Consider the following 12,993-nt stretch of genomic DNA (forward strand, 5'->3'; position numbering starts at 1 on the left):
CAAAGCACCGCGGCGTTCCTGGTGAATTCAGGACGCGTTGACGCCGCGCCAGCGGCCGTAGCGCCAGGGCAGATACCAGCGCGCGCCTTGCGGTGCGGCGAGGGGCACGTTGTCGATCCCCGATGTGCCGAAAGGATTGCAGCGAAGCAGTCTCGCGAGCGTCATCCAGCCGCCGGCCCACAGCCCGAACCGTTCGATCGCCTCGTCGCCATAGACCGAGCAGGTCGGCAGGTGCCGGCAATTGTAGCCGACCAGCGGCGAGAGCGTGTGGCGGTAGAGCCAGATCAGTGCGCGGCCGAATCGGCGCGGGAGCCGGAGCGCGCCCTCGATGGGAGTAGAACAGTGTTCGCAGGCTGAATGCTTCATGGGCGCTGTGCTGCGATCGTGAGCGAGGTATTGCGCGGTTCCGGCGCATGGAACCGCAAGTTGTTGTTTCTGCGCCATATTTCCCGTGCTTTTTGGGAGCAGTGCAGCAAGTACCTGTGGACGATCTGTATTCCCCCGGATACCATTTTTATGACGACCGTGTGTAGAAACATACGCCCGTATGATGGACTCAGAGGGCGCTACCGAGGACTGTTGGGGGACCTTTGGGGCTTGGGGAAGGAACCAGATTGAGACTTCTGAACTCCCTTGACCGTCGCGGCTGGTTGTTGCTTGGGGCCGCCGCACTTGGCGTGGCACTCTTCGGAGCTGTCGCCACGACCGGTGGTACAACGGCTCATGCCGGCGCCGCCCTCGAAGAGCGCAAGTTGCCGATGAAGTTCAACTGGGTCGCCTGTGACCCGAACTGCCGCGGCTGGGTCAGCGCGGTCGGCATCATCACCGCCGATACGCCGAGGGATTTCGAGGAATTTTCGCGCGGACGCCAGCTTGGCGGCGCGACCGTGGTGCTCGACTCCAGCGGCGGTTCCGTCAACGACGCGATCACGCTCGGCCGGCGCTTCCGCAATCTTGGACTTTCGACCACCGTCGGCATCAGCGTTCAGAACCGAAGCGGGCAGTCGGCCCGTCCGGCGGTTGCGTCCGAAGCCTATTGCGAGTCGATGTGCGTGTTCCTGCTGCTGGCCGGCAAGAAGCGCTACGTGCCGGAAGCCGCTCATGTCCGGGTCCACCAGATCTGGATGGGCGACCGTGCCGACGATGCCAAGGCGGCGAGCTACAGCGCGCAGGACCTGATGATCGTGGAACGCGACATCGGCCGGCTTGCCAAATACACGTTCGATATGGGCGGCGCCGGCGACCTGCTCTCGCTCGCGCTCAGCGTGCCGCCGTGGGAAGACCTGCACGAGCTGGATGCTGGCGAGCTGAAGCTCACCAATCTCGTGACCACCAATCTGGTGGCCGACGTGCTGCCGCATGTGGACGTCACGGCGCCCGCGGTGGCGGAACTTGCGCCGAAGACGCAGGCGAGGTTCGGAGCGGAAGCGGAACCGCAGCCCGTCAAGTCGACCAAGACGGCGGAAGCCGTGGTGCCGACCGGCGCGGCGCAAAGCGCAGGCTCGCAGAAGTGAGATTTCCCTAATCGTCATCCCGGGGCGTCGCAAAGCGACGACGCCGGAATCCAGGTTCGCCCCGGCGCGCGCCGGAACGAGCTCGACCAAATCAGCCCTGCGCCGCGGCCGGCTGCTTGGCTTTCGCCTCGATCTGGCCGATAGCATCGACCACGGCATCGAAGGTCAGGAGGGTCGAGGCGTGGCGCGCCTTGTAGTCGCGGACCGGCTCGAGGAATTTGATCTCTTCCCATTTGCCCTCAGGAGGCGCGCCGTTCTCCTTGAGCATCTTGCGAACGGTTTCGCGTAACTCGCGGAGTTCGCTCGCGGTCGAGCCAACGACGCGGCTTGCCATGATGGATGAAGAGGCTTGTCCGAGGGCACAGGCCTTCACGTCATGGGCGAAGTCGGTGACCTTGTCGCCCTCCATCTTGAGGTCGATCTTCACGGTCGAGCCGCACAATTTGGAGTGGGCGGTGGCGGTGGCGTCGGGGTCCGGCAGCCGTCCGAGGCGTGGAATATTCCCGGCCAGTTCGATAATCCGCTTGTTATAGATGTCGTTCAGCATGTGATGGAGTCCAACACTTCCGCACCGGATCGGCCTTGGCGGGCGCCGTCCACGGTCCTATATAGGGGCGGAACTGGCGGAAAAACAGTCCAGCGGTGCGGCCGCAGCGGTCCAGATCTGCGCTGCCTGCGTGATGACCCAAGGGCCTTTTTCGTCAAAACTGTTTCTCTTCAGGCGTCCGGCGGTTTGCCGCCCCGTCTGCCGGTGACACTCCGGCCGTGAGGCCGTCGAACGGAGTAGACATGGACGCTGCGATCAAATCCATCCGCCCGGGCAAGCCCTCCGACCGCCAGCCCGAGAGCCGCCTGGCTGAGCTCGACCCTGCCGAATTCCTCGCGGCCGCCGTCCGCGCCGACCAGCCGCGCCCCGCGCGCGCAGAGGCGGAAGCGGCGGTGAAGACGCTGCTCGCCTATATCGGCGAGAACACCGCGCGCGAAGGCTTGCTCGACACGCCGCGCCGTGTGGTCGAGGCCTTCGACGAGCTCTATCAGGGCTACCACCAGTGCCCGGCCGAGGTGCTCGACCGCACGTTCGGCGAGACGGCCGGCTATGACGACTTCGTGCTGGTGCGCGACATCGAGTTCACCTCGCAGTGCGAGCATCACATGATGCCGTTCTACGGCAAGGCGCACATCGCCTATACGCCGGTGGAACGCGTCGTCGGCCTGTCGAAGCTTGCGCGCCTGACCGACATCTTCGCCCGCAGGCTCCAGACCCAGGAGCACATGACGGCGCAGATCGCGGCGGCCATCGACGAGATCCTCAAGCCCCGCGGCGTGGCCGTGCTGATCGAGGCCGAGCATACCTGCATGTCGGTGCGCGGCGTTGCCAAGCATGGTGCCTCGACCTTCACCAGCCGCTTCACTGGCATGTTCCGCGACAATCCGGCGGAGCAAGCCCGCTTCCTGTCCCTGGTGCGAGGCACGCCGCGCTGACCTCGCGAAGGTCTATGTCCGCGTCATGCTCCAAGCGAGGACGCCCGTGTCCGCTCACTCCCATGAGATCGAGGAAGGCCTCGTCTTCCTGCCCAAGTACGACTCCGCCGGCCTCGTGACCTGCGTGGCGACTGACGTCGCCACCGGTGACGTGCTCATGGTCGCGCACATGAATGACGAGGCGCTGCGCAAGACGATTGCGACCGGCGAGGCCTGGTACTTCAGCCGATCGCGCAATGCCTTGTGGCGAAAAGGTGAGACGTCGGGTCAGACCCAGCGCGTGGTCGAGATCCGCACCGATTGCGACCAGGACGCGGTCTGGATCCGTGTCGAGCAGATCGGCGCGGCCTGCCACACCGGACGCCGGTCGTGCTTCTACCGCAAGGTCGAGGCCGAGGGCGGCGGCGCCAAGCTGGTCTTCGTCGATGCGGACCGGTTGTTCGATCCGGGCGCCGTCTACAAGAAATAGCCGTCCGTCGCGCCGGCTTCGGGCCGGAATGACGGCGAGGGGCAGATTAACCCCGCATTAACCATACCTGTCCCACGGTGAGACGACAGGCGCCGAATTGCCGGCGTCGCTCAACGCCGCACGGGGCGGGCACTCCATCATGTCGGTCGACAATTTCAGTGCCTCTCAGACGACGGGTCTCGATCCGTCGCGGGCACGCGTCGCCGGCGCGATCAAGCAGGTCTCCAACCGGACGGGCGTCAGCTTCCAGTACATGCTGACCACCGCCAAGATGGAATCGGATTTCGATCCGACAGCGGGAGCCACCACGTCGTCCGCGCACGGGCTCTACCAGTTCATCGACCAGACCTGGCTTGGTACGGTGAAGGAGGCGGGCACCCAACTCGGCTATGGCAACTATTCCGACGCCATCACCAGGACGTCGTCGGGCGGCTACGCGGTCGATGATCCCGCCATGAAGCGGTCGATCATGAAGCTGCGCGACGATCCGGAAGCCGCCTCCACCATGGCCGCAGCGCTGACGCAGTCGAACAGTTTCAAGCTGACCGGACTGCTCGGCCGCAGGCCGTCTGACAGCGAACTCTACATGGCGCATTTCATGGGTGTTGGCGGCGCCGCAAAGCTGATCGCCAATGCCGAGGACAATCCGCAGGCGGTCGGCGCACGGCTGTTTCCGAATGCGGCCTCCGCCAACCGATCGATCTTCTACGCCAGAGACGGCCGCGCGCGCAGCATCTCCGAGGTCTATTCGGTGCTCGACGCGCGCTACGCCAGCGCGGCGAATTCGAAGACGACCCGTAGCGCAATGGCGATGTATGGCGACTCGCCATCCACGACGCAGGTCGCAAGTGCCAACGGCGTGCAGCCCACCGCGCCTGTCATCGACAACGCGGCCTATCTGCAGACCTTTCCCGAGGCGCGCGGCGTGACGCCGGTGAGTGCGACGTCGTCGTCGACGGTTGCAGACAACACGCCGATCGCACCCGCATTCCGCTCGATCTATCAGCCCGGCGATACCACGCAGCCGGTTTCGACCACGGTGCAGAAATTGTGGGGCAACAACGCCTCGCTGGCGTCGATCGCATCGGCGACGCCCGACGTGCGCCCGCCGCAACCGCTCGATCTCTTCAGCGATCGCAGCGGTACGTTCTCGAGCTGATCTCCGCTCTCGTGTCCCGGACGCGCTGCGGCGCGCAAGCGCCGCGTCCAGGGCACGTGCGGCAGGCGGCTTTGTTCCCTTAACAAAACGTCAATAAAACCAGCCGGTTATGGTGAACGCTTTGTTAAGCGTCGTGGTTTATTTTGTGTTGCAGGTGACAAGCCGTCACCGCTTCGTCTTCGTTGCGTAAGCCGGAAGCACCATGATCGTTCGGCAGTTTATCAATTGGATCAGGACGGCGCCCGCCGGCGAGCGGGCCGAGGCGACGCGGGCATTGGCCCGGGCCTGGCTGATCTCAGACCTTTCCCATGATGACCGTATCGCGGCCGAAGGCGCGCTCCTGATGCTGCTCGACGATCCCTCGCCGCTGGTGCGGCAGGCGATGGCCGAGGCCTTTGCGCGCAGCACGGATGCGCCCGCATCGATCGTGCGGGCGCTGTCGGCGGACCAGCCGACCGTCGCGCTGCCCGTGCTCGAACATTCTCCGCTGCTGATCGACGCCGATCTCGTCGACATCGTCGCAACCGGCAATGACGAGGTGCAATGCGCGGTCGCCCGCCGCATCGCGCTTCCGGTCTCGGTCTGCGCCGCCGTCGCCGAAGTCGGCTGCGCCGCGGCAGCCCTCGAGCTGATCGAAAATCCGCACGCGGAGCTTGCTCCGTTCTCCTGGAATCGCATCGTCGAACGTCACGGCCATCTCGCCGCGATCCGCGAGGCGATGCTGGTGCTGGAGGATCTGCCGTCGGCCACACGTGCCGCGCTGGTGGCCAAACTTTCCGAAACCCTGGCGCAATTCGTTGTCGCGCGGAACTGGCTGAGCGCCGACCGTGCCGAGCGTGTGACGATCGAGGCGCGCGACCGCTCCACCATCAATATCGCGGCGCGCACGCGCGGCGAAGACATGCAGGGCCTGGTGCATCATTTGCGCGTCACCGGCCAGCTCACCGCGGGCCTGATCCTGCGCGCGCTGCTGTCGAGCAATCTCGGTCTGTTCGACGCGGCGCTCGCCGAACTCGCCGACCTGCCGCTGGCACGCGTCTGCGCGCTGCTGCACGACCGTGGCGGCAACAGCCTGCACGCGCTGCTCCGCCGCGCCGGACTTCCCGAGGCGACCTTTGCGGCGTTCCAGGTCGCGCTCGATGCCTGCCACGAGCAAGGTTTTGTCGATACCGACGACGGCGCGGCGCGGCTGCGCCGGCGCATGGTCGAGCGCGTGCTCACCCATTGCGAGACCGACCGCGGCGCCACCGAGCCGCTGATGGTCCTGCTCCGCCGCTTCGCCACGGAATCCGCGCGCGAAGAGGCAAGGCTGTTCTGCGACGAGCTCGCCGCGGATGACGCGCTCGATCCGGTGTATGACGATCTGATTGCGGCGTAGCGAGACGCCGTAGGGTGGGCAAAGGCGCGCAGCGCCGTGCCCACCATTGATCCGCACAGCTTGTATTAGTTGGTGGGCACGCTTCCGCCTTCGCTCTTCGAGCTACGGCGGACGAGTCGCTTTGCCCACCCTAAGGCACTTGCGCTCGCAATAACGGGAGGAGAGCGGGAGCCGCTACTCCGCCGGCACGATGCTCGGTGCCAAGATCACCTCAAGATGCTCGGGGCGGTCGCGGTTGACGTGGGCGAGATAGTCGTCGGCGACCTTGCGCAGGCGGCGGCTGAGCTCGGCGGAGACGCTGATGCTGTCGAGCTTGGTGTTCTCATGCACGATGGCGAGGATGGCGTTGATGTGGTGCGTGAACAGCTCGGCCGGCACCTTGTCGAGATCGGGCGCGTGCTCGATGACGCGGCACAGGCTCTCCGCAACTCCCGCCGCCGCCGGATAGCCGAACGTCGCAGCGTCGCCCTTGATGTCGTGCGCGGCGCGGAACAGCTCGTCACGCCGCTCCTTGGTGAAGCCATCATGGCGGACAGCGACGTAAGCGGCCGACAGACGATTGACCTCGGTCGTCATCCAGTCCTTGAACTCGCTGGAGAGGCCCGCGAGCGCCTGCTCGGCGCGGGCGACCGGATCGTCCAGGTCCTTTTCCTCGACCCGGCGCAGAACCTTGCGCAGCGGATTGGGCTGCGTGATCACTTGGTGCGTGGCGAAGGCCGTGACCTCGATGTCCTTTGCGCCGTTCTTCGCCATGATGATGTCTGCCCCGATCGTGTGAGACGTTGCGCTAGATGGAGGAGCGGGCCTTGTCGAGCAGCGAGGGTTGCTGGAGCACCTCGTGCTTTTCGCCGACGCGGCGCTCGGGGCCCATATAGGCGGAGTTGGTGTTGCGACGCCGGTCCGGACCGAAATAGGTCTTGGTCTTGATGAAGGGCCGGGGATTGGCGACGACGTTGAGGATGCGCTGGTAGAGGCCCTTGGCGGAGATCGGCTTGGCCAGGAATTCGGTGACGCCGGCATCGCGCGCGACCGTGACGCGGCGCTTCTCGGAATGACCGGTCAGCATGATGATCGGCGCGTAAGGATTGCCCTTGGATTCCGGCTGCCGGATCATCTGCGCAAGCTCGAGCCCGTCGAAGATCGGCATCGCCCAGTCGGTGATGACGATGTCGGGCACGTAATGGCTGTACATTTCCAGTGCTGTGGCGCCGTCCTCGGCCTCGTAAACCTCGCGCGCGCCGAAGGAGTGCAGCAGCGTCCGCAGGATGCGGCGCATGTGCGGATTGTCGTCGCAGACGAGGAAGCGCAGCTTGTTGAAATCGATGCGGAACATGACGCCTGGGCCGGAACGGTCAACTTTCGTTAACCATATCGCGGCTTGGGTTAAGGAAGGGTTGCTGTCGGCATTTCGCGAAGTACGTAGCTAGGGAAGGGGTTTGATATCGTAATTCTAACATTTTTTATTGTAATACAATAAAACATACAATTGAATGGGAGCTAATCCGATGAGCGTCGTCGCGTTTCCTTTTCCTGCGCCGGTCGAGCCGCGGTTGCGGCGCATCGGACGGATCGTGGCCGTCGGCGCGCTCCTGTGCGTCGCCGGCGCTGTGCTTGCGGTGCCGCTGCTCTGGTCGAGCGACGAGATGCTCCGGCACTGGATCGCGACCCAGTCCCCGCTGGGGGCGCGGCCCTTCACGCTCAACCTCAGTACGCGCCTCGCCGGCGCCCTGATCAGCCTGATCGGACTTGTGCCTGTCCTCTACGCCTTGTTGCAGCTCTCGATGCTGTTCTCCCGTTTCGCGCGCGGCGAGGTCTTCGTGACCGACAACGCCTGGCGCATCCGCCGGATGGGCCTCGCGCTGATCGCCAACGCGCTGATATCGCCGCTGGTGCAGATGCTCACCACGATCAACCTGACGCGGGCCAACCAGCCGGGCGAGTTCGTGGTCATGTTCGGCATCGAGCAGTCGCATGTGCTGTCGGAGCTGAGCGGCCTCGCGCTCGTCGCCTTCGCAACCGTGATGGCCGATGCCGTTCGCATGTGGCACGAGAACAGCGAGATCATCTGACCATGCCGATCATCGTCAACCTCGACGTCATGCTCGCCAGGCGCAAGATCAGGTCGCGTGAGCTTGCCGCGCGGATCGAGCTCACGGAGGCGAACGTTTCCCTGCTGAAGTCGGGCAAGGTGCGCGGCATCCGCTTCGACACGCTGGAGCGGATCTGCGCCGTGCTCGACTGCCAGCCCGGCGATATCCTGGAATATGTCCCCGAGAACGCGGACAACGCGCTGGAGCCGCGCGGGGCCGGCCGGAAATCGGCCTAGCCAATCCTTCAAGTCCAGATTGGAGATGCCTGCGATGAACCGCCTGGCGCGTGGTCTTGCGAGCGCGGCTGCGCTCATGCTTGCCGGTTGCAGCTCGGTGCCGCTGACATCGATCCCGCCGCTTGCCCGCATCGATGCCAGGACGACGGATCTGTCGATGCTGCGCGTCGCCGTGCAATTGCCTGACGTGCTGCGGCCACGTTCGGGCGGCGTCAAGCTCGACGTCGTCACCAAAGTGGCCGGCGAGGCCGAGACCAGGACGAGCTTCGCCATGATGGAGATGAGCGACCCGCGAGATCGCGCCGGCCTGCCTGCGCCGCCGCAGGGCTCCTCAACCTACGCCTATCGCTTGTCGCTGGGCGATGCTGCGCGTTTCGAAGCGCTGCGTGCGTCGATGGTCGAGCAGGGGAAGCAAGGCAAACGCGGGTCGATGGGGCTCGGCGTGGCAGCCAGGGAATTCTGTCGCGCCAACGCGGCGCCGCAGGGATCGCTGCCTGTCACGATCTATCTGTTGACGTCGGAGACGAAGAGCTTCGTTCCGGTCGTCAGGGATTTCGATCTGCTCGGTGATCCCGCCATGGCGGGCGGCCTGGAATCGATTCAGCCTTGCGGCCAGTGATCCGCGCCGGCGCTCAGTAGCCGAACTGCTCGCGCAGGATGCGCTCTTCCAGGCTATGGCCGGGGTCGAACAGCATGCGCATCGAGATGGTCTTGTCGGACAGCACCTCGACGCGGCGGACGTCGCGCACCTCGTCGTGGTCGGCTACCGCCGCCACCGGCCGCTTGTCGCCCTCCAGCACCTCGATCACGACGTAAGCCGTATTGGGCAGGAGCGCGCCGCGCCAGCGGCGCGGGCGGAAGGCGCTGATCGGCGTCAGCGCCAGCAGCGCGGCGTTGATCGGCAGGATCGGTCCCTGCGCGGACAGATTGTAGGCGGTGGAGCCGGCGGGCGTCGCCACCATGATGCCGTCGGCGATCAGCTCGGGCATGCGCTCGCGCTCGTCGATCAGAATGCGCAGGCGCGCGGCCTGATAGGTCTGCCGGAACAGCGCGACCTCGTTGATGGCGTGATGCAGGTGGACGCGGTCGTTGACGTCGGTCGCGCGCATCAGGAGCGGGTTGATCTCGGATTCCTGCGCCGCCTCGAGACGGGCGCGAAGGTCGACCGTCGAGTACTCGTTCATCAGGAAGCCGACGGTGCCGCGGTGCATGCCGTAGATCGGCTTTCCCGAGTGCATGTTCTGGTGCAGCGTCTGGAGCATCAGTCCGTCGCCGCCAAGCGCGACCACGACATCGGCGTCTTTCGGGTCGCAATTGCCATAGTCCCGGGTGAGCTGGCCGAAGGCGGTTTGCGCCTCGCTGCTTGGGCTCGCGACAAAGGCGATCCGGTTGTATCGCGCTGGCTTGGTCATGGCTTCCGGGCAGGGCCGCTGGCTGGAGAAAGTTCCGCCGGGCTCGTCTATACGACCTGGGCCTCCATTGTCGAGAAGGACCGCTGTTCAAGGCAAACAGCGTCCATCCCGATTCAGGGCAAATCCGGGTCGATTTGCGCCCGCGCGGCTTCTTCAGGCGCCACCGGGCCGGCTATCCCCCAAACCGTCGCAATTTCTCGCTAGCCTTGCGATGCTCGCCGGCTCTCGCAGCCGGACAAGGAGAACGATCATGGTCATGCGTTTGCCGGCGCTCCGCCGCGCGGCCCTGGTACTGGCGGTGTCGACTTTCGCGCTCGCGGGATTTGCCCGCGCGGACGATCCGCCGCAGCCACGCGCCGAGACGACGGCCCCAGCGGGACAGAAGGTTGGGCGCGGCGGCAACGCGCCAGGCGCGTCACAGGGCTCATCGTCCGCCGCCGAGCCGCATCGGCTTCCGTCGGATTCGACCACGAAACAGACGCTCGATCTGCCGGGCCGTGCACTCGGCTTCACCGCGACTGCCGGCTCGATCCGCGTGTTCGACGGCAAGGGTGAGCCGCTCGCCGACATCGCCTATACGTCCTATGAGCTCGATGGTGCCGACCGCGCGACGCGCCCCGTGACGTTCCTGTTCAACGGTGGTCCCGGCGCGTCCTCGGCATGGCTCCAGTTCGGCGCTGCGGGGCCGTGGCGGCTGCCGCTCGATGGCGAAGCCTTGTCGCCGTCCGCCTCACCCGAGGTGAAGCCGAACACGGAGACGTGGCTCGACTTCACCGATCTCGTCTTCATCGATCCCGTCAGCACCGGTTACAGTCGCTTCGTTGCCAGCGGCGAGGACGCGCGCAAGTCGTTCTACTCCGTCGACGGCGACGCCAATTCGATCGCGCTCGTGATCCGCCGCTGGCTGGAGAAGCACGACCGGCTGACGTCGCCGAAATATGTCGGCGGCGAAAGCTACGGCGGCATTCGCGGGCCGAAGGTCGTGCGCCAGTTGCAGCTCCAGCATGGCGTCGGCGTCAGGGGATTGATCCTGGTGTCGCCGCTCCTGGACTTCCGCGAATTCACCGGCACCAGCCTCCTGCAATATGTCGCGACGCTGCCGAGCTATGTCGCGGTGGCGCGCGAAGCCAAGGGGCCGGTCAAGCGCACCGATCTCGCCGACGTCGAGGCTTACGCGCGGGGCGAGTTCCTGGCCGACCTCGTCAAGGGCGAGGCGGACAAGGAGGCCACCAATCGCCTTGCCGACAAGGTCGCCGAGCTCACCGGGATCGACCAGGCCGTGAGCCGCCGGCTCGCCGGCCGTTTCGACGTCGGTGAATTCCGCCGCGAGTTCGACCGCAAGAACGGCAAGGTGACGGGGCGCTACGACGCCTCGGTGCGAGGCTATGATCCCTATCCGGATTCGAGCAGCTCCCGGTTCGGCGATCCGTCGGGCGATGCGCTCCAGGCGCCGCTGACGAGTGCGGCGGTCGACGTTCTCACGCGCAAGCTCAACTGGCGGCCGGATGGCTCCTATGAAGTCCTCAACGGCGCCGTCGAGGGCAATTGGGATTTCGGCCGCGGCATCAACCCGCCGCAATCGGTGTCGGAGCTGCGCCAGATCCTCGCCACCGACGGAAAGCTGAACGTGCTGGTCGCGCACGGCCTGTTCGATCTCGCCACGCCCTATTTCGGATCGAAGCGGGTGCTCGACCAGATCCCGGCGTTCGCGACGCGGCGGGTCAAGTTCGTCGTCTATCCCGGCGGCCACATGTTCTATTCGCGCGACGGCTCGCGGCAGGCGTTTCGGAGCGAGGTCGAGGCCCTTATCCGAGAGTAGGCCGCCGCTTGCGCGGCGGATATCTCCGCGCGATCTCCCGCGCCACGACACGCTCCGGCTTGATGTTGGCGCCGGCGATCCAGATGTCGCTGACCTTGCCGCGCTTGTCGCGGACGCGGCGCACCGGCTCGCCGTGGCTGGAGTAGCCGGCAGCCCAGGCGAGCTTGCCGGTGTCGCGGCCGGTGACCTCGATCTCGGCGGCATCCATGAACGGATTGATGAACTGCGGATTGGCGACCAGTACGCGGTTGCCCGCGGGGACGAGATCGGTTGCGCCCCAGATCGTCCACCAGCGGCCGTTCCAGTCGCGCACGCGGCGGTCGGGTGCGCCGCGAGTCCTGAACACGCGCAGGATCTGCATCGCGCCGTCCATCCAGAACGGCGCCGCGCCGTCGATCGAATTGCTGAGGATGCTGATCGCGAGCTCGCAAGCGGGGATGGAGCAGGTCCGGGAGATGTAGCCCTGAAAATGGCCGCCATGGCCGAACCAGTCCCAGCCGTCGGTTTTTCCGGCGTTGATGCCAAGGCCGTAATAGGCCTCGAAACTCTGCGGGATGCGCCAGTGATGCCGGGTCATTTCGCGGCGGCTTGCGACTGAGAGCACGCTATTCCTGGCGTTGGGCGCAAGCTGCGCGAAGAAGCGGGCCGTATCGCCGGCGGTGGCGGCGAAGCCCGTGGCGGACGCCATCGCGTGCGTCGGATTGTCGCCGGGGATCACGCAACGCTCGCCCAAGGGCACTTTTCGCGTGTGGCCGCGCGCGAACGATGCGCCCTTCGGAAGCGGCGCATCCGGCTCAGTCTCGCGCAGGCCCGCGGGCTCGATGATCTCGCGTTTGATCCAGGCGGAGTAGGGCTCCTTCGACACGGCTTCGATGATGAGGCCGAGCAGGCCAAAGCCGTGATTGGAGTATTTGAAGCGCGTCCCAGGCTCGATCGCGGTCGGAAGCTTCAATTCCGCGAGCAACTCCCTGGCGTTGAGATAGGGGCGGTTGTCGATGAACTGCCCGGAATCGGCGCCATCGCGCGTCAGCCCCGCGCTGTGCGAGAGCACCTGCGCAATCGTCGTCTCGGCGACGCGCGGATGCAGGCCGCCGACATGTTGGCCGACCGTGTCGTCGAGCCGCAGCTTGCGCTGGTCGCGCAGCTTCATGATGCCGGCGGCGGTAAAGCTCTTCGAGTGCGAGGCGATACGGCAGCGGTGGCGAGGGGTGAGCTTCTCGCCGGTGTCGAGATTGGCAAGACCAAAGGCGTGCTCGGCGACGATTTCGCCGCGATGGGCAAATGCGACGATGACGCCGGGCTGATGGAATGTCGTCTGTTGGAATTCGATCCAGGAACCGATGTAGTCGATCGCGGATCGCAGCCACGTGTCCATTGCGCACCAAATCTGTGAGGGGAGGACTTGATGCGAGAGGCTAACCGAGAAAGCAGAAC

General features: G+C 65.6%; 15 protein-coding genes. 9 read left to right on the forward strand and 6 right to left on the reverse strand.

What is annotated here, in order from left to right; all coding sequences use genetic code 11:
• Positions 1-27: 27 nt before the first annotated feature.
• The gene (yidD, locus tag BJ6T_RS20325; RefSeq protein WP_028170176.1) at positions 28-366 is read right to left on the reverse strand and encodes a membrane protein insertion efficiency factor YidD; all 339 of its coding nucleotides are present in this window, start codon (positions 364-366) and stop codon (positions 28-30) included.
• A gap of 248 nt (positions 367-614) precedes the next feature.
• Here yidD and BJ6T_RS20330 point away from each other — a divergent pair, with 248 nt between their 5' ends.
• Positions 615-1,514 (forward strand): COG3904 family protein, encoded by a 900-nt coding sequence (locus tag BJ6T_RS20330; RefSeq protein WP_014494347.1) that lies wholly within the window; start codon positions 615-617, stop codon positions 1,512-1,514.
• 91 nt (positions 1,515-1,605) lie between these two features.
• Here the strand turns inward: BJ6T_RS20330 and BJ6T_RS20335 are convergent, their stop codons facing one another.
• Positions 1,606-2,061, reverse strand: coding sequence for an iron-sulfur cluster assembly scaffold protein (locus tag BJ6T_RS20335; protein ID WP_014494348.1), 456 nt, complete (start codon positions 2,059-2,061; stop codon positions 1,606-1,608).
• 242 nt (positions 2,062-2,303) lie between these two features.
• Between BJ6T_RS20335 and folE the strand changes: the two genes are divergently transcribed.
• The 4 genes from folE (at position 2,304) to BJ6T_RS20355 (ending at position 6,002) form a co-directional block, all read left to right on the forward strand.
• A complete protein-coding gene (folE, locus tag BJ6T_RS20340) occupies positions 2,304-2,996 on the forward strand; it encodes a GTP cyclohydrolase I FolE (RefSeq protein ID WP_014494349.1) in 693 nt (230 codons plus the stop codon).
• Between the two features lie 46 nt (positions 2,997-3,042).
• Positions 3,043-3,465, forward strand: coding sequence for a phosphoribosyl-AMP cyclohydrolase (gene hisI / locus BJ6T_RS20345; RefSeq protein WP_014494350.1), 423 nt, complete (start codon positions 3,043-3,045; stop codon positions 3,463-3,465).
• A gap of 139 nt (positions 3,466-3,604) precedes the next feature.
• The gene (locus BJ6T_RS20350; RefSeq protein WP_225894827.1) at positions 3,605-4,624 is read left to right on the forward strand and encodes a lytic transglycosylase domain-containing protein; all 1,020 of its coding nucleotides are present in this window, start codon (positions 3,605-3,607) and stop codon (positions 4,622-4,624) included.
• A 202-nt stretch (positions 4,625-4,826) separates the two neighbouring features.
• A complete protein-coding gene (locus BJ6T_RS20355) occupies positions 4,827-6,002 on the forward strand; it encodes a DUF2336 domain-containing protein (protein ID WP_014494352.1) in 1,176 nt (391 codons plus the stop codon).
• Positions 6,003-6,176: 174 nt separating this feature from the next.
• Here the strand turns inward: BJ6T_RS20355 and BJ6T_RS20360 are convergent, their stop codons facing one another.
• Complete coding sequence (locus BJ6T_RS20360) at positions 6,177-6,755, reverse strand: Hpt domain-containing protein (protein WP_014494353.1); 579 nt, start codon at positions 6,753-6,755, stop codon at positions 6,177-6,179.
• Positions 6,756-6,789: 34 nt separating this feature from the next.
• Positions 6,790-7,335: a response regulator gene (locus BJ6T_RS20365; RefSeq protein WP_008549760.1), complete on the reverse strand. Its 546-nt coding sequence runs from the start codon at positions 7,333-7,335 to the stop codon at positions 6,790-6,792.
• 172 nt (positions 7,336-7,507) lie between these two features.
• Between BJ6T_RS20365 and BJ6T_RS20370 the strand changes: the two genes are divergently transcribed.
• Genes BJ6T_RS20370 through BJ6T_RS20380 form a run of 3 tightly spaced genes read left to right on the forward strand, consistent with a single transcriptional unit; the run spans position 7,508 to position 8,947 of the window.
• Positions 7,508-8,071, forward strand: a complete 564-nt coding sequence (locus tag BJ6T_RS20370) for a DUF2975 domain-containing protein (protein WP_014494354.1) — start codon at positions 7,508-7,510, stop codon at positions 8,069-8,071.
• Between the two features lie 2 nt (positions 8,072-8,073).
• Entirely contained in the window at positions 8,074-8,328 is a 255-nt protein-coding gene (locus BJ6T_RS20375) for a helix-turn-helix domain-containing protein (RefSeq protein WP_014494355.1), read from the forward strand.
• A 34-nt stretch (positions 8,329-8,362) separates the two neighbouring features.
• Positions 8,363-8,947 carry a hypothetical protein gene (locus tag BJ6T_RS20380; protein WP_014494356.1) on the forward strand — a complete coding sequence of 195 codons (585 nt, stop codon included), beginning with the start codon at positions 8,363-8,365 and terminating at the stop codon, positions 8,945-8,947.
• 13 nt (positions 8,948-8,960) lie between these two features.
• Here BJ6T_RS20380 and BJ6T_RS20385 read toward each other — a convergent pair whose 3' ends face one another.
• On the reverse strand, positions 8,961-9,740 hold the full coding sequence (locus BJ6T_RS20385) for an NAD kinase (protein ID WP_014494357.1): 780 nt from the start codon (positions 9,738-9,740) through the stop codon (positions 8,961-8,963).
• A gap of 250 nt (positions 9,741-9,990) precedes the next feature.
• Between BJ6T_RS20385 and BJ6T_RS20390 the strand changes: the two genes are divergently transcribed.
• Entirely contained in the window at positions 9,991-11,559 is a 1,569-nt protein-coding gene (locus BJ6T_RS20390; RefSeq protein WP_028170175.1) for a S10 family peptidase, read from the forward strand.
• On the opposite strand, the gene BJ6T_RS20395 is transcribed toward BJ6T_RS20390, so the two are convergent.
• Positions 11,546-12,934: a serine hydrolase domain-containing protein gene (locus BJ6T_RS20395; RefSeq protein WP_014494359.1), complete on the reverse strand. Its 1,389-nt coding sequence runs from the start codon at positions 12,932-12,934 to the stop codon at positions 11,546-11,548. The two genes, BJ6T_RS20390 and BJ6T_RS20395, sit on opposite strands and share 14 nt — an antisense overlap.
• Between the last annotated feature and the right edge of the window lie 59 nt (positions 12,935-12,993).

This window comes from Bradyrhizobium japonicum USDA 6 (genome assembly GCF_000284375.1).
Lineage (GTDB): Bacteria > Pseudomonadota > Alphaproteobacteria > Rhizobiales > Xanthobacteraceae > Bradyrhizobium > Bradyrhizobium japonicum.